Here is a 22640-nt window from a genome sequence, read left to right on the forward strand (position 1 = left end):
CCGTCATCCATCGGCGCAGTGGGCGGGAAGCGTCACGGCATTCACGCCGCCTGGTCCCCCAACAGCTGGTCCGGAAGGGCCGGTTGGGGGATCGAGGTGGCGGCGACGGCCGGCTTGCGGATCAGCAGCAGCGCCGCGTCGTCGTGCAGTCGTCCGCCTACGTGCTCCAGCAGTTCGTCGTGGATCGCGCCGACCGTGCGCGCCGGATCGTCGCAGAGGTGGTGCTCGAGGCCCTCGACGAGCGGGTAGAACTCCCGGTCGCGGTCCCGGGCCTCGATGACCCCGTCCGTGTAGAGCAGCAGTTGGTCACCGTCGGCGAAGGGAAGCACCTGCAGGCTCGGGGTCTGGTCGGTCAGGGCGCGCAGCCCGAGGGGCGGGGCGGGCTGCGTGGGCTCCACCGCCACGACGCTCCGGCGGGCGCCGACCAGCAGCGGTGGCGCGTGTCCGCAGTTCACCATCTCCAGCTCGCCGGATCGCGGGTATCCGGCGACCACGGCGGTGACGAAGTCGTCGGTACCGAGGTTGCGCGCGAGGCTCCGCTCGATCCTGTCGACGACGGCGAGGAGATCGGGTTCGTCGTAGGCGGCCTCCCTAAAGACACCGAGGACGAGTGCGGCGGTCCCCACGGCGGGGAGTCCCTTGCCCCGCACATCTCCGACGATCAGCCGTACGCCGTACGGGGTGGGCACCAGCGCGTAGAGATCGCCGCCGATCCGGGCCTCCGCGGCCGCGGCACTGTAACGGACGGCGACCTCGAACGGACCGACGGTCGCCGGTACCGGCCTGAGCAGCGCGTGCTGGGCTGCCTCCGCGACCGACCGGACGTCCGCGAGCACCCGCTCACGGCGCCGGCGCAGCGCGCTGGCCAGGCCACTCGCCAGGGTGACGGCCACCAGTGCGGCCAGTACGGCGGCCACCTCGCGGCCGGGAGCACCGACCCGGGCGCCGAGCGTCGCGCCGACCACCGCGGCGAGCAGGCCGACGCAGAGGACACCGCGCGGGCCGTTGGTCGTGGCGGCCAGCGCGGGCCCTGCCGACAGCATGGGCAGCCAGATCATCCCCGCGTCACCGAAGAGGCCGACGAGCATGATGACCAGGAGGACCAGGACCGGCAGCAGGGGCCCTGCCACCCGGTGTCTGAACGAATTCAACAGCCGTGTCGGGCAGTGATCGCCGCCGTGGTTGCGCTCATGACCCATGCTTCGTCCGCAATCCTCGTCTGTGTGTGCGCCGGGGAACTTCGGAAATGTCCGTTTCATCTAGGAAACGGGTTCGACCCGACTCCTCACAAGGATCAGATTTTCAGATAGTGAACGATCACCTGGTGAGGGAAAGACCCCTGGTCACGCGGCTCGCGGTCGGAAGCAGCCGGGCCCGCACCTGTTCGAGCCGGGACAGCCGGTCGACCGGCAGCGAGACGCCGAGCGAGCCGAGGGTGTCGCCGCTGTAGACGGGCACCGCGACACAGACCGTGCCGAGGGCGTACTCCTCCAGGTCCGTGACGGCCGGGGCCACGGGCGAGGAGTCCAGTTGCCGGAGCAGCTCGGGGGCGCTGGTGATGGTCCTGGGCGTGAGATCGGCGAGGTGGTGGCGGGAGAGGTACTCCTTGCGGGCCTCCTCGTCCAGTTCCCGCAGCACCGACTTGCCGAGCGCGGTGGCGTGTCCCGCGTCCTCGAAACCGACCCACAAATCCACGCGGGGCGCCCTGGGGCCGTCGACGATCTCGGCCACGCGGATCTCGCCCTCCTCGTAGAAGGTGAGGTAGGCGGCGGTGGCGAGCTCGTCCCGCAGTGCGGCGAGGGCGGGCCGGACCCTGCTCAGCAGCGCCTGCCCGCGGCCCGCCGTGTGCAGCGTCTGGAGCCGGTCCCCCAGGATGAACCCGCCGTCCGGGAGTTTGCGCAGGTAGCCGTCGTTCACGAGGGTCCGCAGCAGGTGGTAGGCGGTGGCCAGGGGCAGCGCCGTCTCGCGCGCCAGCTGTTTCGCCGGCGCGCCGTTCTCGTGCGCGCTCGCCGCCTCCAGCAAGCGGAAGGCCCGCTGCACGGAGGTGATGAGCGTGGGGCCGTCCTGCGCACCCATAGGAACAGCCTGCGCCAGACACCCGGCTCGGGCAAGGCGCGCGGGGCCCCGGCTAGGGCATCTGGCCGGGGGCCGCGGCCGTGCCCAGCAGGGCCGACAGCTGCGGGGAGTACGTGGCGTGCAGGACGAGTGCCGCGCTGCCCACCACCGCCGCGTCGGTGCCGAGCCAGGACGCCTCGACGTCGACGACCCGCACGTGCCGGGACAACGGCCGGCTGGCCAGCGCGGCGGCGACGACCTCGACGTAGCGCGACTCGACGTGCTGGATGCCGTGGCCGCCGAGGACGATCAGGTCCACGTCGATGAAGTTCGCGATGTCGACCGCGACCGAGGCGACGTGTTCCGCGGTCTCGTCGATGACCGCCGCCGCGACCGGGTCGCCGGCCGCCGCGGCCACCCCGATGGCGGCGTGGTCGACCGCCTCGGGACGCTCGGCGAACACCCGCGCCAGCGCGCTGTCCGGATGCGGTTCCGCGGCGAGCCTGCGGTGCACCTCGGCGACGATCGCCGTGGGGTTCACGAGCCGCTCGAGGCAGCCCCGGTTGCCGCAGTAGCACTCCGGTCCTTCGGGCAGCACCGAGGAGTGCCCGAACTCGCCCGCGTTGAGTGAACCGCCCCGGTACACCTGGTGGTTGAGGATGAGGCCGCCGCCGACGCCGGTGCCGAAGAAGAAGTAGGCGAAGTCCGCCACCCCCTTCCCCTTGCCCGACCAGCGTTCGCCGACCGCGGCGGCGGTGGCGTCGTTGTCGAGGGTCACCGGCAGGCCGGTCGCCTCGCTCAGCATGTGCTGCACCGGGACCCGCGTCCAGCGGGCCAGCTGGGGCGCTCCGACGATCGTGCCCGCCTCGAGGTCGATCGGCCCGGGAGTGGCGAGGCCGAGGCCGAGGACCTTGCCGCGGTCGACGCCCGTCTCGGCCAGCACGTCGGCGACCAGTTCCGCCATGTCCTTGACGACCTGGGCCGGGTCGGTGCCGGGGTCCGTGGGGCGCTTCTTGACGACCAGCGGCCGGCCGAGCAGGTCGACCACGGTGCAGCTGAGCTCCACGGGATCGAAGTGGAGGCCGACCGCACTGCCCGCGTCGGCGTTGATGCGCAGGGTCGTACGGGGCTTCCCGCCGCTGGACACCCTGCTCGCGCCGTCCTCCCGCACGATGCCCTCGTCGAGCAGACGCCGCACGATGCCCGAGACCGTCTGCGGGGTGAGGCCCGTGTGCTGGGCGATCTCGACCCGGCTGATGCCGTCGGCGAGCTGGATCTGGTCCAGGACGACGGCCCGGTTGTATCGCCCGACCTTGGGAAGGTTCGTTCCTGCCTGCCGCACGCACGGTCCTCTCTCGTTTACCCCTACAACCTATCCCTCGCAGCCCATTGACTTAGTAAAACAAATGGATTTAGTGTCCGGCAGACGAAATCTCGGACACGAAGGCACAGGGCAGTGCCATCGGAGGCAAGTTGATGTCCATGCAATGCCGCAGGCCCGAAGGCTCGGGTGCGCCGATGGGCGTTCCCGGCGGTGGGGAGCACCACTCATGACGCCCACCGCCCCGACCCTGCTGGAGATGCGGTCGATCACCAAGACCTTCCCCGGCGTGACCGCGCTCGCCGACGTCAGCCTCGTCGTGCGGGAGGGCGAGATCCACGCGATCTGCGGCGAGAACGGCGCCGGCAAGTCCACCCTCATGAAGGTGCTCAGCGGGGTGCACCCGCACGGCAGCTACACCGGCGACATCGTCTACCGCGGCGAGCAGGTCCGGTTCCACGACATCCGGGCCAGCGAACAGGCCGGCATCGCGATCATCCACCAGGAACTGGCCCTGGTGCCCGGTATGTCGATCACCGAGAACCTCTTCCTCGGGAACGAACCGCGCCGGCGCGGCGCGATCGACTGGAAGACGGCCCAACGCCGCGCCCTGGAGCTGATGGCGCGGGTGGGGCTCCGCGAGGACCCCGACACCCTGATCAAGGACATCGGTGTCGGCAAGCAGCAACTCGTCGAGATCGCCAAGGCGTTCGCGAAGGACGTGAAGCTGCTGATCCTCGACGAGCCGACCGCGGCCCTCAACGAGCACGACTCGCAGCACCTGCTCGACCTGCTGCGCGGCTTCCGCGAGCGGGGCATCACCTCGATCATCATCTCGCACAAGCTGAACGAGATCGAGGCGGTCGCCGACACCATCACGATCCTGCGCGACGGCCGCACCATCGAGAGCCTCGACGTGCAGGCCGACGGGGTCAACGAGGACCGCATCGTGCGGGGGATGGTCGGCCGGGAGCTCGACAGCCGATTCCCCGACCGCACGCCCGACATCGGCGAGATCTTCTTCGAGGTCCGCGACTGGACGGTACGCCACCCCAGTTCGGACGAGCGGATGGTGTGCAAGGGCTCGACGTTCCACGTCCGCCGCGGGGAGATCGTCGGCTTCGCGGGACTCATGGGCGCGGGCCGCACCGAACTCGCGATGAGCCTCTTCGGCCGGTCCTACGGCACCTGGCTGTCGGGGCGGGTCTTCAAGGACGGCGAGGAAGTCCGGCTGAAGACCGTGTCGGACGCCATCCGGCACGGACTGGCCTACGTCAGCGAGGACCGCAAGTCGATCGGCCTCAACCTGCTGGACGACATCAAGACCTCGATGGTGGCCGCGAAGCTGTCGAAGATCGCCCGGCGGCGCGTCATCGACCCGGTGCGCGAGCACCGGATCGCCGAGGAGTACCGCCAGAGCCTGCGGATCAAGACCCCCAGCGTCGACGAGGGTGTCGTCAAGCTCTCCGGCGGCAACCAGCAGAAGGTCGTCCTGGCGAAGTGGATGTTCACCGACCCCGACCTGCTGATCCTCGACGAACCGACCCGCGGCATCGACGTGGGCGCCAAGTTCGAGATCTACGGGATCATCCAGCGGCTCGTCGCCCAGGGCAAGGGGGTCGTCGTCATCTCCTCCGAGCTGCCCGAGCTGATCGGCCTGTGCGACCGCATCTACACGGTGTTCGAGGGCACCATCACCGGCGATGTGGCGCGTGGCGACGCCGATCCGGAACTCCTGATGAAGCAGATGACCGCTACCAAGAAGAGCCCCACTCCATGAGCCGTATAACCGACCTTCAGAAGAACCTCTTCGGAGGAACGACCTCCAACGCCCGCCAGTTCGGCATGATCTCCACCCTGGTGGCGATCGTCCTGCTGTTCCAGATCTGGACCGACGGCCTGACGCTCACGTCGGGCAACCTCATCGCGGTCGTCAGCCAGTACTCCTACATCCTGATCCTGGCCATCGGGATGCTGATGGTGATCGTCGCCGGGCACATCGACCTGTCGGTCGGCTCGGTCGCCGCGTTCACCGGCATCGTCGTCGCCAAGGCGATGCAGGAGTACGACCTGCCGTGGCCCCTGGGCATCGCGCTCGGCCTGCTCGTGGGCGCCGCGATCGGTGCCTGGCAGGGCTTCTGGGTGGCCTACATCGGCGTGCCGGCCTTCATCGTGACCCTCGCCGGGATGCTCCTGTTCCGCGGCGGCAACCAGTACATCGGCAACGCCGACACGGTTCCGGTGCCCGAGGGCTTCCGCAAGATCGGCGCGGGCTTCCTGCCCGAGGTCGGGCCGGACACCGGGTACAACAACCTGACGCTGCTCCTCGGCGTGGCCGCCTGCGCGGGCGTGCTGTGGCGCGAGTGGCAGGCGCGCCGGACCCGTCGCGAGATGAAGGCCGACCTGGCACCGCTGTGGGTCACGGGCATCCGCCTGGCCGTCATGTTCGGCGTGATCGTCTTCGCGACGCTCCGCTTCGCCGGCGGCCGGATCGGTACCAGCCTGCCGATCTCCGGCATCATCCTGATCGTTCTGGTCCTCGCGTACTCGCACTACACCCGCAACACCATCGGCGGCCGGCACATCTACGCCGTCGGCGGCAACGCGCGCGCCGCGGAACTGTCCGGTGTGAAGCTCAAGCGGGTCAACTTCCTCGTCATGATGAACATGTCGGTGCTGGCCGCCCTGGCCGGCATGATCTTCGTCGCCCGCTCCTCGGCCTCCGGACCGCAGGACGGTCTGAGCTGGGAACTGGACGCCATCGCGGCCGTGTTCATCGGCGGAGCGGCGGTCTCCGGCGGCCTGGGCACCGTCAGCGGCTCGATCGTCGGCGGCCTGGTCATGGCACTGCTCAACAACGGCCTCCAACTGGAGGGCGTCGGATCCGACATGGTCCAGATCATCAAGGGCCTGGTCCTCCTGCTCGCCGTCGCCTTCGACGTCTACAACAAGAGCCAGGGACGGTTCTCGGTCATCGGCGCACTGACACGCCCGTTCCGGCGGGACGACCCGGCGGCACCGGCTCCACCGGCGGCCCCGAACTCCGACGTCGACAAGGCCGGGATCGCGGGCTGACCGCAGAGCCCGCACCGCCTCCCCCGCCGCGCTCGACGGCACACCGCACTCCCGCAATCAGCACACCGTACGAAGGGGCCAACTCCACCATGCGCACACTCGTCATCAGAAGCATCGCCGCCGTCGGCGCCGCCGCCCTGCTCACCCTGGGCACGGCCTGCTCCAACGAACGCGAGGGCTCCACCGGCAGCGACAGCGCCGACGGCAAGGGCTTCGCTAAGGACTCGCTGATCGGCGTCGCCCTGCCGGCCAAGACCTCGGAGAACTGGGTGCTCGCCGGCGACCTGTTCACCGACGGCCTGAAGGACTCCGGCTTCAAGGCCGACGTCCAGTACGCGGGCGCCTCGACGACCGTCGCCGACCAGCAGGCGCAGATCTCCTCCATGGTCACCAAGGGCGCGAAGGTCATCGTCATCGGCGCGACCGACGCCTCGCAGCTCGCGACCCAGGTGAAGCAGGCCAAGGACGAGGGCGCCACCGTCATCGCCTACGACCGGCTCATCACGAACACGCCCGACGTCGACTACTACATCGCCTTCGACAACTTCAAGGTCGGCCAGCTCCAGGGGCAGGCCCTGATCGACGGCATGAAGGCGAAGAAGCCGAAGGGTCCCTGGACGATCGAGCTGTTCTCCGGCTCGCCGGACGACAACAACTCCAAGGTCTTCTTCGACGGCGCGATGGAGGTGCTGAAGCCCTTGATCGACAAGGGCGACATCGTTGTCGGCTCGGGGCAGACCGACATCAAGCAGACCGCGACCCAGGGCTGGAAGGCCGAGAACGCCCAGCAGCGCATGGACTCGCTGCTGACCTCGGCCTACGGCGGCAAGAAGACCCTCGACGGCGTCCTGTCCCCCAACGACACCCTCGCCCGCGCGATCCTCACCTCGGTCAAGGGCGCCGGCAAGCCGGTCCCGGTCGTCACCGGCCAGGACTCCGAGGTCGAATCGGTGAAGTCGATCATGGCCGGTGAGCAGTACTCGACCATCAACAAGGACACCCGCAAGCTCGTCGCGGAGACCGTCAACATGGTCAAGGCCCTCCAGAAGGGCGACAAGCCGACCATCAACGACACCAAGTCCTACGACAACGGCAAGAAGGTCGTCCCGTCCTTCCTCCTGCCGCCGGTCATCGTGACCAAGGAGAACGCGGCCGAGGCCTACGCCAACGACCCCAAGCTGGCAGCGCTCACCAAGTAGTACCGAGTAGTACCGACCACCGCCTTCGCCCGCCCCGAAAGGCCCTCCGGGGCGGGCGAAGGCGGTCATGCTCCAGACACCGGGCCGCAGCAGGTGGTGGCTCCGACCTCGCTCGCGGCGGCCAGGTAGGCGAGCACCGGGGGCCGTCTGTCGTCCCGGGCCGCGGCCACCGCCAGCCGGGACGGGGAGATGCCCCGGACCGGCACGGCGATCACCTTGTCCCGGACGACCAGCGGAGCGTTCCCACTGGCCAGCAGCGCGATCCCCTGACCGCCGGACACCGCCTCATGGGTCTCCTCGGCGCTGGCCACCACCCCGCCGATCCGCGGCGGGCGGCCATCCCTGGCGTCGAGAGCGAGCCAGTAGTCGCGCAACGGGCCGGCCTCCGCGGGAAGGGCGAGGAAAGGCTCCTCCAGCAGGTCGGCGAAGTCCACCTGTCCCTCGGGGTCGGACGCGGCCCGCGCCGCCAAGGGGTGCCCCTCCGGCAGCGCTACCAGGCGAGGCTCGCGGGCCACCACCGCATACCGGTAACGGTCCTCGTCCGGCAACGGCAGCCAGACGAAGGCGACGTCGCTGGATCCGTCCGCCAACCCGGCACTGGGATCGGCCCAGTTGACCTGACGCAGGACCGGCCGCGCCTGCGGACAGCGGGAGACGAGGCGGGTGCGCAGGGCGGGCAGCAGGCCACGGCCCGGGCTGGTGGACATGCCGATCACCAGAGTGCTCCGCTCGGCGGTCTCCGCCTCCCGCACCGCCGCCTCCGCGGCGTGCCAGGCGGCCAGCACCTCGTGGGCGTGCGGCAGCAGGGCCTCCCCCACCGCGGTCAACCGCACCGTCCGCCGGTCCCGTTCGAACAGGACCACGCCCAGTTGCTTCTCCAGCATCCGTATCTGTTTGCTCAGCGCGGGCTGGGAGACGAACAGCCGCTCGGCGGCGCGGGTGAAGCTCAACTCCTCGGCCACCGCGGTGAAGTAGCGCAGATCGCGTCCGTGGATGTCCATGACTCATGGCTATCACAAGGGGTCTTGGACGCCGCCCCGATGTCCGGCGAAGGATGGCAGGCGTCGGACGGGGAGCCCCGAACGGCAACCGACGAGGGAGACGAAGATGAGCGAGAACGCCAAGGTCTGGCTGGTCACCGGCGCGAGCAGCGGTTTCGGGCGGGCCATCGCGCAGGCCGCGGTCGCCGCGGGTGACACGGTGATCGGCACGGCCCGCCGGACCGAGGCGCTGGACGACCTGGTCGCCGCGCACCCGGACCGCGCGGAGGCGATCAGCATGGACGTCACCGACGGCGAGCGCGTCGACGCGGTGGCCGCCGACGTCCTGGCCCGTTACGGCAGGGTGGACGTGGTGGTGAACAACGCCGGCCGTACCCAGGTCGGGGCGTTCGAGGAGACCACCGACCAGGAGCTGCGCGACCTGTTCGAGCTGCACGTGTTCGGCCCGGCGCGGCTGACCCGGGCGCTGCTGCCGCAGATGAGGGAGCGGGGCAGTGGATCGGTCGTGAACATCAGCAGCTTCGGCGGTCAGCTGTCCTTCGCCGGGTTCTCCGCGTACAGCGCGACCAAGGCGGCGCTGGAGCAGCTGTCGGAGGGCCTGGCCGACGAGGTGGCGCCGTTCGGCATCAAGGTGCTGATCGTGGAGCCCGGCGCGTTCCGTACCAACCTGTTCGGCAAGGGTGCGGCGTACTTCTCCGAGGAGAACCCGGCGTACGCGGAGAAGGTCGGCGCGACCCGGCAGTTGGTGGAGGGCGGCAACGGCGACCAGCCCGGCGACCCGGCGAAGGCCGCGGCGGCGATCCGGCTGGCTCTGGACGCCGGGAACACCCCCCTGCGCCTCGCCCTCGGCGGTGACGCGGTCGACTTCCTGACCAGGCACCTGGACTCCGTACGGGCCGAGCTCACCGCGTGGGAGAAGGTCTCCCGGGGGACGGACTTCGACACGGAGTGACGGCGTGACGGCGTGATCTGCGGGCCCGGCGGCGCACCGTTCGGTCCGGCTCTGCTTGCCGCGGAGGCATACGCTATTGCCCATGACGCAAGAATCCGGTGAGCTGGAGAGCCTGGTACGCAAACGCATCCGCGCGCTGCGTCTGGCGCAGGGCTGGTCCCTGGAGGAGCTGGCGGCCCGCGCCCAGGTCAGTCAGTCCACGCTCAGCCGTATCGAGAACGGCAGGCGCCGGCTGGCCCTGGACCAGCTCGTGACCCTCGCCCGCGCCCTGGAGACCTCCCTCGACCAACTGGTCGAGACCGCCGCGGACGACGTCGTCTCCAACCCGATCGTCGACGCGGCCCACGGGATGCGCTGGCTCGTCAAGGCGGAGCCCGGCGTGACCGTCGTGCGTCAGCGCATGACGGACCCGCCGCCCGACAACCCCTCGCGCATGCGCGCCCACCCGGGCCGCGAATGGCTCGTCGTCCTCTCCGGCACCGCGATTCTGCTGCTGGGCAACCGGCGCTTCCGGATCGAGACCAACCAGGCGGCGGAGTTCCCCACGATGCTCCCGCACGCCATCGGCGCCGAGGGCGGGCCGTGCGAGCTCCTGGGCATCTTCGACCGCGACGCCCGCCGCGGCCACCAGCGCGGCGAGGGAGCCGGAAAGGCGAAACGCCCGTCAGCGTGACCGCCTTTTTGCGTGTCACGCAATCCAGCGGGCCATCGCCTTGCGCATTCCGCAACGGGCGCCGCCTCCCGCCGTCGGCCCGCTTAGCGTGAGCGCATGACCCACCCCTCCCCGCACACGACGCATCCCGCCGCACACCGTCCTCACGAGCAGGAGCACGTGAACGAACACGAACACGGCCACGACCACGGCCACGACCACGAGCACGAGCACGAGCACGAGCACGAGCACGAGCACGAGGCAGGCGACCAGTCGGAGATCCTCGACCTGGACGCGGAAGTGCTCGCCGAACACATCGCGTCCATCACCGCCTGGCTGCCCGTCGGGACCAGCCCCTCCCGCATCGTGGACCTGGGCTGCGGGACCGGAGCGGGCACCCTCGCTCTGCTCGAACGCTTTCCCGGGGCCGAGGTGACGGCCGTCGACGTCTCGGACGCCCACCTGCACCGCCTGCGGGAGAAGGCCGTCGCGGCCGGGGCGGCCGACCGCGTGCGCATCGTGCGGGCCGACCTCGACGCGACGGCATGGCCCGAACTCGGCGCGCCGGAACTGGTCTGGGCATCGGCCTCCCTGCACCACATGGCCGATCCCGGCCGCGCCCTGCGCCAGGTCCACGACCTGCTGGCACCGGGCGGACTGCTCGCCGTCGTCGAGCTGGCGGGCTTCCCCCGGTTCCTGCCCGAGAGCGCCCCGCAGGACGCTCCCGGGCTGGAGGAGCGCTGTCATGCCGCACTCGACCGCCATCACGCCGAGCACGTCTCCCACCGCGGCGCCGACTGGGGAACCGAGCTGGCGAAGGCCGGCTTCACCGTCGAGCGCGAACGCACCGTCACCGTCGACATCGGCCCGACGCACACCGACGCGGTCGGCCGCTATGCCCTCAGCAGTCTGCGCCGCATGCGGGCCGGCATCGCCTCCGCCCTGACGGCCGAGGACCTGACCGCTTTCGACCGGCTGCTCGACACCGACGGCCCGCACGGCATCGTGCACCACCCGGACCTCGGCGTGCGCACCGAACGAACGGTGTGGGCCGCACGCCGCACCTGACGGCCCGTGGGCGGTTCACCTCACGGGTGGTTCACCAGGTTGGCCACATTGGTGGTGGAGTTGGACGGTCCGCCCCGGTCGTTGATGACGTGCCGGATGGTTCCGGTGCCGCCGAGCGAGACCGTCACCATGTTCTGGAAGCGCACGTTCGGATTGGCGGGCACCTCGAAGGCGTGCTCGGCGGTGACGCTCGGGTTGACATTGAAGTAGCAGTAGCTGCCGAGCCCGTAGGCCTGATGGCTGGTGACCGAGTTCGCGACCTTGTAGGCGGCGTAGCCCTGGGTGGTGCCGTTCATCCAGGCGGCCTGGTTGGGCGGGTCGTAGGGCATCTCGTTCTGGTAGAAGTACGTCCGGCCGCCGTTGCCGTTCCAGAGCGTCTGGTGCTTCTGGTAGTGCTCGACGAACAGGCCGTACATGGTGACGTCGTCGCCGTTGACGACGAGTCCGGTGTCGGCCGTGTTGGTGGTCCAGCCCACTCCGCTGCCGTGGTCGGCCCGCCAGATCCACATGTGGTCGCCGATGACGTCGTCGCTGTTGACGACGAGGCTGGTGGTCGCCTTGCCCACGGCGGCCCCGCCGATCCGGAAGTAGACGTCGTGCAGGGAGGTGGGGTTCGCGGTGTGGTCGGCGGCGGCGCCGGCCGGGCCGATCTCCATGAGGGTCTGCGAGTTGGTGGTGCCGGCGTCGAAGAGGACGCCGGCGACCTTCACCCCGTCGACGTCGGCGACGGTCATGGCGGTGACGCCGTTGTCCGGGACGAACGTGGCGAGGCCGAGACCGAGCACGACGGTGTCGGGGCGGGTCACCCGCAGGGTCTCGTTCAGGTGGTAGACACCGGGGGTGACCAGCAGGTTCTTGCCCGCGGCGAGGGCGGTGTTGATCTGTGCGGCGGTCGCGCCCGGCTTGACGACGAAGAACTGGTCGATGCCGAGCGAGCTGCCGGCGGCGGTCCCGTTCGCCCAGGTGGTGGCCGAGGAGTTGGCCCGCAGGGAGGGGACGAACACCTGGTAGGCGCCGGCCGCGTCCACGTACAGGAAGGGCTTCTCGCGCACGGTGGGGGTCTGGTTGACCGTGGTGTAGGGCGGGTTGGGGAAGCTGTTGCCGGGCACGCCCTGGCTGCCGACGAAGACCATGTTCCAGTTGGAGCCGGTCCAGCTGCCGAGTTGGGAGTTACGGGTCAGCCACTGCTGCTGGGTGCCGGACCGCACCTGGCCGTCGATCTTGCTGTCGGCCATGAACCCGCCACTGGACCAGCCGCCGTCGCTCAGCTCCAGGTTGCCGCGGACGTGCATACGGCGGTAGCCGGACGCCTGGGAGACCGCCCACCGGTCGGTACCGCCGGTCGGGTTGACCGACAGGTTCTCCGCGCCGCGCCAGAAGTTCTGGGTGGCGTTCTGCGGCGGGAACCAGTCGGCCTCCACATGCACGGCGCCGTTGATCGTGACCGAGTCGGGCGACTGACCGAGCCCCAGGACCTGGGTGTAGAAGCCGACGTTGACGTCGTTGCTGTACGTGCCGGGCTTGAACATGACCGCGTAGCGCTGGGAGCCGAACTGGTTCGTCTCCTGCTGCTGGAAGATCGAGTTCAGCCGGCTCTGGATCGTGGACGACGGCATCGACGGGTCGAAGACGACGACGTTGGGGCCGAGGTCGACGTCACCCGGGGAGGTGCTCACCGGCGCGACCTGGAAGCGCTGGGCGGCCGTGCCGTTGCAGGTGTACTGCACCAGTTGGACGCTGTCGGCCGTCGAGGCGGACGGGACGTCGAGGCATTTGCCGCTGTTGCGGTTGACGAAGTGGTAGGCGCCGCCGCCCTCGTCGACGGCCTGCCACTGCTGGTTGGCGCCGCCGCCGTACGTCCACAGGTGCACGGCCGCGTTGTCGGCGGTGGACACGTCGCTCACGTCCACGACCTGCTGGGCGTCGTTGCGGTTGCCGATCCGCACGAAGCCGTCGGTGGTCGCGGTGAAACTCCACTGCTGGGCGGTGCTGTTGTTGCAGGCGTACTGCTGCACGGCGGTGCCGTTCACGGATGCGGCCGCCCGGGCGTCCAGGCATTTGCCGCTGCCGGAGTTCACCACGGTGGACCAGCCGGTGGGCAGGGCGGTGGCCGCGTCGGTCGCGGCCCGGACGGGCTGGACGCCGGTGAAGAGCGAGACCGCCGTGGCCGCGGCCACGGAAGCCGCGACCCAGGGGCCGGCGAGGGATGGTCGGGGGATGCGGAGCACGTCTTCTCCTGTGCCGCCGGGACGGCGTGAGTGGGGATCGGGGGGAAGGCAGGGACGGGTCGGCGGGGTGCGCGGGCGGGTCAGCCCGCGTACTGCGCGAAGACCCGGGTGAAGTCCCAGGGCTGCTGGGCGATGCCCGAGCAGGTGTCGGCGCCGCCGCCGGTGCAGGGCCGGTCCCGGTTGACCGACCAGAAGGTCAGCCGGGCCAGGTGGCGCTGCTGGGCGTACGCCAGGATGGTGCGGAAGTCGGCGACGGTCACCGTCTCGCTGTTGTCGGTGATGCCGTTCATCGAGGAGATGCCGGTGCGCCGGTAGGCCTGGTCGTCCGAGTAGCCGTAGGCGTTCTTCACCGCGGTCTTGAGTCCCTCGGCGGCCCGGACGGTGAGCTGGCCCATGTTCTGGCCCGCGCCGCCGAAGTTGAACGGCATGATCGTCCAGCTGTCCACGGTGAGTCCGGAGGCGGCGGCTCTGCCGATCAGGCTGCTGTCGGGGCCGTTCTGTCCGGTGCCGAAGGTGATGTACACCTTGATGCCGGGGTTGTTGGCCTTGATGGTCTTCAACGCGTCGACGGTGCGCTGCTGCACGGTCGGGCTGTCGTACGCCGCCGCCTCGATGTCGATGTCGATCGCCTTGAGCCCGTAGGCGTTGATGACCTTCTGGTACGCGGCGGCCAGTTCGCCCGCGCTGCCGCAGGAGCTCTCCAGCTTGTTGCCGCTCCAGCCGCCGAAGGACGGGATCACGTCACCGCCGGCCCCCCGGACGGTGGTGACGGTCTGCTGGTCGACTCCCCCGGTCAGCGGGCGGCTGCCGTCCCACTGCGGGTTGCAGTAGCCGTTGCTGAGGACGAAGGCGAGCGTGAACCACTTGACGCCGGTCGCGTTCATCACGGTGGTGGGACTGGGCGGACTGCCCCACCCGTTGTAGAGGTACGGCGCGACGGCCATGGCTCCGGGGCCGGGCGCCGGCTCTCCGCCGCCGCCCGGCGCCGTCCACTTCTGGTTGGCGGATCCGGTGCAGGTCCAGATCTGGAGCCGGGTGCCGTTGGCGGAGCTGTTGCCGGTCGCGTCCAGGCACTTGTTCGCCTGCGGGTTGACGATGTCGCGGGCGGCGGTGACGGTCCATTGCTGGGCCGCGCTGCCGTTGCAGTCCCACAGCTGGGTCCGGGTTCCGTCGGCGGTACCGCCCGAGGTCACGTCCAGGCACTTGCCGAGCGCGCGGATCGTGCCGTCGTCGCTCACCGTCCACTGCTGGGCCGCGCTGCCGTTGCAGTCGTAGAGCTGGACGGCCGTGCCGTTGGCCGTGGCGGCACCCGCGATGTCGACGCACTTGCCGCCGATCCCGGTGATCTGCCCGGCGGCCGCCGCGGCACCGCTCGCCGGCGTGCCGTTCAGGCCGGTGAGCAGGGCGGCCACGGCCGCCGCGCCCAGCGCGCCGCGTACCGCGCGCCGGTGCGGGAACGTCCGGGTCATCGGGTCACCGTCCACTTCTGCTGAGAGGCACCGGTACAGGTCCAGATCTGAAGCCGGGTGCCGTTGGCGGAGCTGCCGCCCGCGGCGTCCAGGCACTTGTTCGCCTGCGGGTTGACGATGTCGCGGGCGGCGGGGACGGCCCACTGCTGGGCCGCGGAGCCGTTGCAGTCCCAGAGCTGGACGGGGGTGCCGTCCGCGGTGCCGCCGGAGGCGACGTCCAGGCACTTGCCGAGCGCGCGGATCGTGCCGTCGGCGCCCACGGACCACTGCTGGGCGGCGGTGCCGTTGCAGTCGTACAGCTGCACGGCCGTGCCGTTGGCGCTGTTGGCCCCGGCCACGTCCACGCACTTGCCGGCGAGGCCCGTGATGGGGCCGCTGCCGCCCGGCTGGGCGGTGTCGGTGCTCACCCGGACGTAGTCGACCAGGAGTTGCTGGGGGAGGACCGTGCTGCCGTCGGGGTCTCCGGGCCAGTAGCCGCCGACCGCGAGATTGAGGATCAGGAAGAAGGGCTTGTCGAAGACCCACTGCCGTCCGCCGAGGTCGGCCGGGGTGCGCCGCTGGTAGACGGTGCCGTCGACGGACCAGGTGATCGCGTTCGGGCTCCAGTCGACGGCAAAGGTGTGATAGGCGTCGGCGAAGGCCTGTCCGCCGGGCAGGGTGTACCCGGCACCGATGCCACCGGAGCCGGAGTATCCCGGGCCGTGCAGGGTGCCGTGGACGGTGGCCGGCTCGAAGCCCACGTTCTCCATGACGTCGATCTCGCCCGAGTTGGGCCAGCCGACCTGGCCGATGTCGTTGCCCAGCATCCAGAAGGCGGGCCACATGCCCTGCCCGCGCGGGACCTTCATCCGGGCCTCGACCCGGCCGTACGTCGTGGTGAACCGGCCGGCCGTGTTCAGCCGGGCGGAGGTGTACTCACACCGGCCGTACCAGCACTGGTAGTTGCCCGGGTTCTCCCGACGTGCGGTGATCACCAGATGGCCCTGGCCGTCCAGAGCGGCGTTGCGGTTGCCCGCGGTGTAGTACTGCCGCTCGTGGTTGTTGACGTTGTCACCGGTCTCGGTCTGCCATCGGGCACCGTCCACGGCAGAACCGGCGGGCCCGTCGAACTCCTCGGAGAACGTGACGGCGGCCGCCTGGGGTGCCGCGACAGCGCGTGCGGAGGAGTCCTCCGCGGATGGAGACACGCCCAGCGCCGGTCCGGTGGACAGCGACGCGAAGGCGAGGAGCGAGGCCAGCGACAACAGCAGGCGCCGGGGCAGGCGCGGAGAGGCCATGGCTCTCCCTTCCTGGCACATGACGGACAGTCACGACATGGTCATGACATCCGTGGGCGCGGCCGGGCGGCTCACCGCTGACCGCGCCGAATGGGTGGGGGGTGCGAACCGGCCCTGACGCGGGCTTAGTTCACTACGTGATTTAAGAAGTGAGTAATGACCCTGTCAAGAGTTTGGTCTGGACCAGATTCGCGGGGCCCTGATTCGCGAGACCCGGATCCGGAGGCCCGGATTCAGGAGAGGGGCCTCCGGAGCCGGAGCGGGAGCCGGATGTCACGGAGGGGGCGGTCCGCCGCCCGGCGGTCGCGGGAGGGCAGGATGGGACCATGAGCGTAGTCAAGATCAACGTACTGACCGTCCCGGCGGAACAGCGGGAGACCCTCGAGAAGCGGTTCGCCGCGCGAGCCCACGCCGTCGAGAACTCGGACGGCTTCGAGTGGTTCGAGCTGCTCCGCCCGGTCGAGGGCACCGACACCTACCTCGTCTACACGCGCTGGCGTGACGAGGCGTCGTTCCAGGCCTGGCTCGAGGGCCCGATGAAGGCCGCCCACCGGGGCGACACGGAGGGGGAACGGCCCAAGCCCGCGGCATCGGGCTCCACCCTCTGGTCCTTCGAGGTGGTGCAACAGGCGGCGCCGAAGGGCGAGTAGCCGCTCCCGTGGCGGGTGGCCGCGCCGTCCACCCGCCGCCGGCCGCCGCCGGCCGTCACCGGCGACGGACGGCCATACCGGTCGGCGTCGGCGCGTACCGCTCCGTCGCGACCTTCCGGGCTCCTCAGGACGTCGGGCCGCTCGACGCCAGAGCGGGCTCGGGGAAGGTGACGCCGGTGAGCTCCTCGGACACGGTCCACAGCCGCAGGGCGGCGGCCGGGTCGCTGGCCGCCGGGGAGCGGCCGACCAGGGTCGGGGCACCGCGCATCTCGAAGAGGCCGTCGGGGCCGACGTAGCTCGCGCCGGGCAGGTCCCGGACGGCGGCGTACAGGGTGGGCAGCGCGCCGGCCCGGCCGTCCTGGGCGACGAGCCGGTTGCCCAGCCGCATGAAGAGGCGCCGCAGCAAGCTGGCGTCGTGCCCCTGGAGGTTGGTGGCGGCCCAGCCGGGGTGTGCGGCCAGGGCGCGCACGGGCGAACCCGCCTCGCCGAGCCGCCGCTGGAGCTCCAGGGTGAAGAGCAGATTGGCCAGCTTGGACTGACTGTAGGCCGCCATCGGGGCGTACTCGCCGGTCAGGTCGAGGTTGTCGAAGCGGATGCGGGGGCTGCCCGGCATCCTGTGCGCGCCGGACGACAGGACGACCACACGGTCGGTGATGTGCGGCAGCAGCAGGTTGGTCAGGGCGAAGTGGCCCAGGTGGTTGGTGCCGAACTGCGTCTCGAAGCCGTCCTTGGTGCGGGCCTCGGGGACGTTCATGACGCCGGCGTTGTTGATGAGCAGGTCCAGGTCTCCGCGCCAGCCGGCGGCGAACTCGCGTACGGAGGAGAGGTCGGCCAGGTCGAGCCGGCGTACCTCCACGCTGCCCGGCACGGCCGCGGCCGCCGCCTCGCCGCGCCGGGGGTCCCGCACCGCCAGGACCACATGGGCGCCCGCGCGGGCCAGTGCCTCGACGGTGGCGAGGCCGAGCCCGCTGTTGGCGCCGGTCACCACGGCGGTGCGGCCGGTCTGGTCGGGGATGTCGGTGGTGTTCCAGGGCTGGGTGGTCTTCATGTCCTTTGCCATGACCCCAATGTATGCGGTGCTCACAATGTTTGCAACGATAACAATGTGAGCGCTGCTCACGCCCGACTAGGCTGAGGGCATGAAAAGCCGCCCCTACCACCACGGAGACCTCCCTGCGCAGCTGCTCGCACGCGCCGAGCAGACCTTGCGCGAGAGGGGATCGGGAGCACTGTCCCTACGGGAACTGGCCCGTGACATCGGGGTGAGCCCCGCCGCGCCCAGCCGCCACTTCAAGACCAAGCAGGCATTGCTGGACGCCTTGGCGCTGACCGGCTTCGAGCGGCTGGCCGCCGTCATCTCGGCCGCCCAGGAAGGCGTCGGCGAGTCGTTCGCCGAACGGCTGGACGCCGCGGCCCGCGCCTACGTCGGTTTCGCCGTGACCAACGCCGCGCTGCTCGACCTCATGTTCTCGGCCAAGCACAGCCCGCAGGCGTCGGAGGCACTGGGCGCGACGGCCCATCTGTGGTCCGAGCAGCTGCTCGAACTGATCCGCGACGGGCAGCGCCGGGGCGAGGTGCGGCAGGGCGAGCTGGAGCGCGTCGCCCTGCCGATCTTCGCGGCGCTGCACGGCTACGCCGGGCTCACGGTGAGCGGGCTGCTGCCACCGGAGGTCACCGAGCCGGGCCTGGACGACGTGATCGCGTCCGCCTTGCGCGGGTGCGAGCCGGAGTAGGGCGAGGACGGCGGGCCGTCGGCCGCGACGGCGCTCAGACGACCGGCTCGCCGATGCCCAGGAGGTTTCCCTCGCTGTCCCGGAACCAGGCCGCGCGCTCCCCCCGTGCGCCCTTGCCCGGGTAGTTCCCGTCGATCTCGGCGATGCCGTCCTTCGTGCCGAACCCGGGTACGTCGACCTCTTCGAACACCACGCCTCGCCGCTCGAGCTCCGCCACGACCGCGTCGAGGTCGTCGACCTCCCACCCCATCTGGGTGAAGGTGCCGGGCGAGGCTCCCGTCGACGCGAACAGGGCGAACTCCGCCCCTCCGCATCGGTACAGGAGCCCGCCGGGCCGTTCGTCGACGGGCTCCAGCCCGAGCCGCTCGGCATAGAAGCGCCGCGCCCGCTCCAGGTCCTGGGTGGGCAGCCTGGTCGCCACACGTCCCCGGGCCAGAATGTTCCTGTCGTCTGCGTTCATGCCTCCACTGTCACGCAAACCCGCGCCGAACGGCGGGCGACTCCGGCCTCATGACGGCCGTCCGCCGAACTGCCAGTCGTGCACTTCGACGTCCGCATACCGGTCCGGCGCCAGGACGGCGCGCGCCGCGTCCGCATCCGGGGCTCTGAGCAGCACCGCGGTACCCACCCGGGTGGCCCCGTCGTCGGACAGCAGCGGCCCGTACGCGATCAGCTCGTCCCGGTCGGGCGGCACGACGAGGCCGTCGTCCGTGCCCGGGCCGAGGCCGAGCACCGCATAGCGGTTGCCGCCGCTGCGCCCACCGGGGAAGTCCCACATGGTGCGCCTCAGCGTGTTGCGCCACCGGCGCAGCAGCACGTCCCGGTAGACACCGGCCTGGTAGTTGGGCTCGTCGAAGGCGAACGCGCGGGCGGCGGCGGCATCCGGGAGGTCGACTATGTGCACGCTGCCGGTGGGCGTGTCGCCGTCGAAGGTCGGACCCCGGGCGATCATCTGCGCCGCGTACCCGTCCATGTAGGACCAGTGCTTCTCGAGCAGTTCGTCGCGCAGGGCGGCGGAGGCGGGCCGGTCACGGTGGTAGCAGAAGAACTCCATACTTCTCATTGTCCGTGCAGGAGAAGTCGTCCGCGTCGAACACCTCCGCGAACGACTCGTCGATCCGCCCGGGTGACGTGCCGCTCCGCCTGAAAGCGCGGGGTTCGACCAGCATCCGACGCCCGCGTGGAGGCGTGCGAATGCGGACGGGCTCCGGACGGGCGAGGCTGGCGGCATGGGCTCCGTGATGCCCGTGGACTCGTATCCGCCCCACGAGGACGGCGGACGGCGGGCCGAGGAGTCCGGTTACGGTAAGGGAGACAATCATGACTGTCCGTACCTACGTATCAACCACCGTGCGAAACGACCGGGTCGACGAGGTTCTCCACGCGCTGGAGGAAATGGATCCCGATGCGATCGTGTCGTCCGTCAACCGCCCGGATGCCCCCGACGTCCCCGCCGAGGTGTCGGTGTCACTGGCCGGCGATGTCCGTGAGGCAGTGAGAAACCAGCTCGACGTGATCCCCGATGTGGAGTGCGAGATCGACGTGCGGGACACCGGGAACCTGTGAGCCGGACCGGCGGGCGGGAAGAATCAGCGAGCACCTGCGTCGTGCGTGCGGCACCACGCGTTGTGTGCCCGTCGGCCGGAGGCCCGCCGGAGGCCCGCCGGAGCTTGCGGCCACGGCAGCGCGAGCACGTCCGCGGCCTCCCCGACGCCCGATCTCGTCGGGTTGCCGGGCTTCGGAGGGTCGAGCCGCTCTCGGCCGTCCCGACCGGGCCGCCCGGAGCCCGCTTGCCGTGGCTCGGCCGGCCCGCGGTGGCACCCTCTCACCCGCGCGAAGTCGCCCGGCCGGCCCCGAGCGGTCGGACCGCCGCCACGGCCTGGCAGCCGGTGCGGCAACTGGGCTTTGGGCCCGGTGACTTGACGCGCCATCATATAGTTGCGACGGCACGCGGTGCTCCCCCTGTCTCCCGCCGCGCGGCCGGCCCCCATTGAAAGGCACGACCCTGCGGAACCAACCGCGCAGCGGCACCGACGACGTCGTTGCCGCCCTGCCCTCGCCCCGTCGGTCGGTGTTCTCCCCCGCCGCCGACGTCATCGGCTCGGAACTCGATCTGCTGATGACCGGCAGCCATGTCGTGCACGCGCTGACCCCCGGATTCTGCGACGCGGCCTCCCTCTACCTGCTGGAGCGGTGGCGCGTGGAGGAGAACGCGCACATCGGCGTGGACGCGCCCAGGATCGAGGCACGCCGGATGGCACTGCGTGTCGGGCCGGGCGCGCGCGAGGACTGGGAGAGCATGCTGCCGGTCGGCGAGGTGGTCGCCTTCCCCCGGGACACGCCGTACGTCCGCGCGCTCGCCGCCGGGCACGCTCAGGTGCTCGACGCGGTGGACCCGCACACGTCCGAGCGGCTCATCGCCGCCGGGGACGGCGAGGCCCGCGTCTGCGACCTCCTGAGCGTGGCGGCCTTCCTCGTGGTGCCGCTGCGGCTGCGGGACCAGGCGATCGGCTTCGTCACCTGCACCAGGGGACCGGGCCGTACGCCGTTCGGCCCGGCGGCCGTGGCCGCCGTGGAGGCACTGGCCGCGCGGGCCGCCGTGGCCCTCGACAACGCGCGCCGCTACGAGCGCGAGCGCCGGACCTCCCTGGCGATCCGCAACAGCATGCCGCCCGGCACGGCGCAGGAGTTCGGCGGCTGCCGCACCGCGCACGGCTGTCTGCCCGCCGGGCAGGGCAACCTCGTCGGCGGTGACTGGTCCGACGTGCTGAAGCGGCCGGGCGGCCGGGTCAGTCTGATCGTCGGGGACGCCATGGGACACGGTCCCGAGTCCGCCGTCGCAATGATCCAGCTGCGCACCGCCGTCCGTACCCTGGCTGCGCTCGACATCCCCGCGGCCGACCTCATAGGACGGCTCGACACCCTCGCCGGCGACTCCCCCGGCGTGTCCTTCGCGACCTGCATATACGCCGAGTGGGATGCCCGGCGGCGCACCTGCACCCTGGTCGGGGCGGGCCACCCTCCCCCGTTGCTGCGCGGCCCGGACGGCCGCACGGCGCCGGTCACGCTGACCGGGGCGGGTCTGCCCCTCGGGCTCGGGGCGGGCAGCTACGAGGAGACCGTGCTGAGCGTGCCGGATCCGGCCCTGCTGGTGCTCTACAGCGACGGTCTGGTCGAGTCCCGCGACGCCGACATCGACCAGGAGATCACCCGCCTCGCGCGTACCGTGGACGCGGCGGCGGCCGCCGCCGAGCCCGTGGACGGCGACGGGCAGGACGCGCTGCCGTCCCTGTGCCGTCGGCTCCTGCACGCCCCTGCCGGCACGGCCGGAGCCGACGACCGCACCCTGCTGCTGGCCGAACTGACCCCGGCCGGGTGCTGAGTCGCCGAGCTCGGCCGGTGCGTGCCGGGTTCCCGGGGCCGCTCAGGCCGTCATGGTCGCCCAGACCGCGTTGCCGCCGGTGAGCCTCGACCGGTCGACTCCCCAGGTCTCGGCGAGCTGCTCCACGAGGAAGAGGCCGCGACCGCCCTCGTCGTCCGGTCCGGGCTCGCGGCGGGGCAGACCCCGTCCCGTACGGTCGTGATCGTGCACCTCCAGGCGCAGCCGACCGAGCGTGACGAGTCCTACACCGCACAGGAACCGGGTGCCGAGCGTGTGCCGTACGGCATTGGTGGCCAGCTCGGACACGAGCAGGACGGTGTCCGCGCACAGCTCTCCCGGCAGCCGCCAGGCGGTCAGCCGCGCGCTCATGGCGCGGCGGGCCACCGAGACGCTGGAGCGGTGTGCCGGGAGTTCGATCCAGTGCGTCCGGTCGGGGCTCCAGGTGTCCAAGGACTGGGGTGAGGACGTCGTGTGGGGGGACACGGTGGTCGCCTTCCGTGGGGGGCGGCAGCAGCCAGAGGCGGGGAATGGTGAGCAACGGACCTACGAGGAAGGGGTGTTCCGGACGGGCCCGGTGC

21 protein-coding genes are annotated in these 22640 nt (G+C 70.9%); 10 read left to right on the forward strand and 11 right to left on the reverse strand.

Translation table 11 applies throughout. The features are described from left to right. Positions 1 to 41: 41 nt before the first annotated feature. The 3 genes from OG933_RS03785 to OG933_RS03795 all read right to left on the reverse strand — a co-directional run bounded on the left by OG933_RS03785 (position 42) and on the right by OG933_RS03795 (position 3397). Positions 42 to 1199 (reverse strand): PP2C family protein-serine/threonine phosphatase, encoded by a 1158-nt coding sequence (locus OG933_RS03785; protein WP_405625342.1) that lies wholly within the window; start codon positions 1197 to 1199, stop codon positions 42 to 44. A gap of 118 nt (positions 1200 to 1317) precedes the next feature. Then, the gene (locus tag OG933_RS03790) at positions 1318 to 2076 is read right to left on the reverse strand and encodes an IclR family transcriptional regulator (RefSeq protein ID WP_267021914.1); all 759 of its coding nucleotides are present in this window, start codon (positions 2074 to 2076) and stop codon (positions 1318 to 1320) included. 52 nt (positions 2077 to 2128) lie between these two features. After that, positions 2129 to 3397, reverse strand: coding sequence for an ROK family transcriptional regulator (locus OG933_RS03795; RefSeq protein WP_405625343.1), 1269 nt, complete (start codon positions 3395 to 3397; stop codon positions 2129 to 2131). A gap of 208 nt (positions 3398 to 3605) precedes the next feature. Between OG933_RS03795 and mmsA the strand changes: the two genes are divergently transcribed. The 3 genes from mmsA (at position 3606) to OG933_RS03810 (ending at position 7650) form a co-directional block, all read left to right on the forward strand. Further along, positions 3606 to 5156, forward strand: coding sequence for a multiple monosaccharide ABC transporter ATP-binding protein (gene mmsA, locus OG933_RS03800; RefSeq protein WP_362521812.1), 1551 nt, complete (start codon positions 3606 to 3608; stop codon positions 5154 to 5156). Further along, entirely contained in the window at positions 5153 to 6451 is a 1299-nt protein-coding gene (gene mmsB, locus OG933_RS03805) for a multiple monosaccharide ABC transporter permease (RefSeq protein ID WP_020126635.1), read from the forward strand. The genes mmsA and mmsB overlap by 4 nt, the downstream gene beginning before the upstream one ends. 89 nt (positions 6452 to 6540) lie before the next feature. Continuing rightward, positions 6541 to 7650, forward strand: coding sequence for a sugar-binding protein (locus OG933_RS03810; protein WP_267021911.1), 1110 nt, complete (start codon positions 6541 to 6543; stop codon positions 7648 to 7650). Between the two features lie 65 nt (positions 7651 to 7715). Here OG933_RS03810 and OG933_RS03815 read toward each other — a convergent pair whose 3' ends face one another. Then, positions 7716 to 8651, reverse strand: a complete 936-nt coding sequence (locus OG933_RS03815) for a LysR family transcriptional regulator (RefSeq protein ID WP_405625346.1) — start codon at positions 8649 to 8651, stop codon at positions 7716 to 7718. Between the two features lie 106 nt (positions 8652 to 8757). On the opposite strand from OG933_RS03815, the gene OG933_RS03820 reads away from it, so the two are divergent. The 3 genes from OG933_RS03820 (at position 8758) to OG933_RS03830 (ending at position 11323) form a co-directional block, all read left to right on the forward strand. Further along, a complete protein-coding gene (locus OG933_RS03820; protein WP_405625347.1) occupies positions 8758 to 9603 on the forward strand; it encodes an oxidoreductase in 846 nt (281 codons plus the stop codon). Between the two features lie 82 nt (positions 9604 to 9685). Beyond that, positions 9686 to 10276, forward strand: coding sequence for an XRE family transcriptional regulator (locus OG933_RS03825; RefSeq protein WP_362521820.1), 591 nt, complete (start codon positions 9686 to 9688; stop codon positions 10274 to 10276). 96 nt (positions 10277 to 10372) lie between these two features. After that, positions 10373 to 11323: a class I SAM-dependent methyltransferase gene (locus OG933_RS03830; protein ID WP_405625348.1), complete on the forward strand. Its 951-nt coding sequence runs from the start codon at positions 10373 to 10375 to the stop codon at positions 11321 to 11323. A 20-nt stretch (positions 11324 to 11343) separates the two neighbouring features. Here OG933_RS03830 and OG933_RS03835 read toward each other — a convergent pair whose 3' ends face one another. From OG933_RS03835 to OG933_RS03845, 3 genes are all read right to left on the reverse strand, one after another. After that, positions 11344 to 13551: an RICIN domain-containing protein gene (locus OG933_RS03835; protein WP_405625349.1), complete on the reverse strand. Its 2208-nt coding sequence runs from the start codon at positions 13549 to 13551 to the stop codon at positions 11344 to 11346. 80 nt (positions 13552 to 13631) lie between these two features. After that, positions 13632 to 15020, reverse strand: coding sequence for a ricin-type beta-trefoil lectin domain protein (locus OG933_RS03840; RefSeq protein ID WP_405625350.1), 1389 nt, complete (start codon positions 15018 to 15020; stop codon positions 13632 to 13634). Beyond that, positions 15017 to 16297: a ricin-type beta-trefoil lectin domain protein gene (locus tag OG933_RS03845; RefSeq protein ID WP_362521828.1), complete on the reverse strand. Its 1281-nt coding sequence runs from the start codon at positions 16295 to 16297 to the stop codon at positions 15017 to 15019. The genes OG933_RS03840 and OG933_RS03845 overlap by 4 nt, the downstream gene beginning before the upstream one ends. A gap of 326 nt (positions 16298 to 16623) precedes the next feature. Between OG933_RS03845 and OG933_RS03850 the strand changes: the two genes are divergently transcribed. Next, entirely contained in the window at positions 16624 to 16947 is a 324-nt protein-coding gene (locus OG933_RS03850; RefSeq protein WP_057606645.1) for an antibiotic biosynthesis monooxygenase, read from the forward strand. Positions 16948 to 17071: 124 nt separating this feature from the next. On the opposite strand, the gene OG933_RS03855 is transcribed toward OG933_RS03850, so the two are convergent. Continuing rightward, a complete protein-coding gene (locus tag OG933_RS03855; RefSeq protein WP_405625352.1) occupies positions 17072 to 18007 on the reverse strand; it encodes an oxidoreductase in 936 nt (311 codons plus the stop codon). A gap of 79 nt (positions 18008 to 18086) precedes the next feature. On the opposite strand from OG933_RS03855, the gene OG933_RS03860 reads away from it, so the two are divergent. Next, positions 18087 to 18680, forward strand: coding sequence for a TetR/AcrR family transcriptional regulator (locus OG933_RS03860; protein WP_362521832.1), 594 nt, complete (start codon positions 18087 to 18089; stop codon positions 18678 to 18680). Between the two features lie 34 nt (positions 18681 to 18714). Here OG933_RS03860 and OG933_RS03865 read toward each other — a convergent pair whose 3' ends face one another. Next, the gene (locus OG933_RS03865) at positions 18715 to 19140 is read right to left on the reverse strand and encodes a VOC family protein (RefSeq protein WP_362521834.1); all 426 of its coding nucleotides are present in this window, start codon (positions 19138 to 19140) and stop codon (positions 18715 to 18717) included. 48 nt (positions 19141 to 19188) lie between these two features. Then, complete coding sequence (locus OG933_RS03870) at positions 19189 to 19734, reverse strand: YciI family protein (protein WP_405625354.1); 546 nt, start codon at positions 19732 to 19734, stop codon at positions 19189 to 19191. A 266-nt stretch (positions 19735 to 20000) separates the two neighbouring features. Here OG933_RS03870 and OG933_RS03875 point away from each other — a divergent pair, with 266 nt between their 5' ends. Beyond that, on the forward strand, positions 20001 to 20246 hold the full coding sequence (locus OG933_RS03875; protein ID WP_362521838.1) for a hypothetical protein: 246 nt from the start codon (positions 20001 to 20003) through the stop codon (positions 20244 to 20246). A gap of 505 nt (positions 20247 to 20751) precedes the next feature. Next, on the forward strand, positions 20752 to 22062 hold the full coding sequence (locus OG933_RS03880) for a PP2C family protein-serine/threonine phosphatase (RefSeq protein ID WP_405625357.1): 1311 nt from the start codon (positions 20752 to 20754) through the stop codon (positions 22060 to 22062). A gap of 42 nt (positions 22063 to 22104) precedes the next feature. On the opposite strand, the gene OG933_RS03885 is transcribed toward OG933_RS03880, so the two are convergent. After that, complete coding sequence (locus OG933_RS03885) at positions 22105 to 22545, reverse strand: ATP-binding protein (RefSeq protein WP_405625358.1); 441 nt, start codon at positions 22543 to 22545, stop codon at positions 22105 to 22107. Positions 22546 to 22640: the final 95 nt, after the last annotated feature.

Source organism: Streptomyces sp. NBC_00016 (genome assembly GCF_045040885.1).
GTDB lineage: Bacteria > Actinomycetota > Actinomycetes > Streptomycetales > Streptomycetaceae > Streptomyces > Streptomyces coriariae.

Coding starts and splice junctions, on each gene's coding strand:
- OG933_RS03785 (WP_405625342.1), bottom strand. CDS start 1,199: ATGGGTCATGAGCGCAACCACGGCGGCGATCACTGCCCGACACGGCTG.
- OG933_RS03875 (WP_362521838.1), top strand. CDS start 20,001: ATGACTGTCCGTACCTACGTATCAACCACCGTGCGAAACGACCGGGTC.
- OG933_RS03870 (WP_405625354.1), bottom strand. CDS start 19,734: ATGGAGTTCTTCTGCTACCACCGTGACCGGCCCGCCTCCGCCGCCCTG.
- OG933_RS03840 (WP_405625350.1), bottom strand. CDS start 15,020: ATGACCCGGACGTTCCCGCACCGGCGCGCGGTACGCGGCGCGCTGGGC.
- OG933_RS03855 (WP_405625352.1), bottom strand. CDS start 18,007: ATGGCAAAGGACATGAAGACCACCCAGCCCTGGAACACCACCGACATC.
- OG933_RS03810 (WP_267021911.1), top strand. CDS start 6,541: ATGCGCACACTCGTCATCAGAAGCATCGCCGCCGTCGGCGCCGCCGCC.
- OG933_RS03790 (WP_267021914.1), bottom strand. CDS start 2,076: ATGGGTGCGCAGGACGGCCCCACGCTCATCACCTCCGTGCAGCGGGCC.
- OG933_RS03820 (WP_405625347.1), top strand. CDS start 8,758: ATGAGCGAGAACGCCAAGGTCTGGCTGGTCACCGGCGCGAGCAGCGGT.
- mmsA (WP_362521812.1), top strand. CDS start 3,606: ATGACGCCCACCGCCCCGACCCTGCTGGAGATGCGGTCGATCACCAAG.
- OG933_RS03825 (WP_362521820.1), top strand. CDS start 9,686: ATGACGCAAGAATCCGGTGAGCTGGAGAGCCTGGTACGCAAACGCATC.
- OG933_RS03860 (WP_362521832.1), top strand. CDS start 18,087: ATGAAAAGCCGCCCCTACCACCACGGAGACCTCCCTGCGCAGCTGCTC.
- OG933_RS03845 (WP_362521828.1), bottom strand. CDS start 16,297: ATGGCCTCTCCGCGCCTGCCCCGGCGCCTGCTGTTGTCGCTGGCCTCG.
- mmsB (WP_020126635.1), top strand. CDS start 5,153: ATGAGCCGTATAACCGACCTTCAGAAGAACCTCTTCGGAGGAACGACC.
- OG933_RS03830 (WP_405625348.1), top strand. CDS start 10,373: ATGACCCACCCCTCCCCGCACACGACGCATCCCGCCGCACACCGTCCT.
- OG933_RS03850 (WP_057606645.1), top strand. CDS start 16,624: ATGAGCGTAGTCAAGATCAACGTACTGACCGTCCCGGCGGAACAGCGG.
- OG933_RS03815 (WP_405625346.1), bottom strand. CDS start 8,651: ATGGACATCCACGGACGCGATCTGCGCTACTTCACCGCGGTGGCCGAG.
- OG933_RS03865 (WP_362521834.1), bottom strand. CDS start 19,140: ATGAACGCAGACGACAGGAACATTCTGGCCCGGGGACGTGTGGCGACC.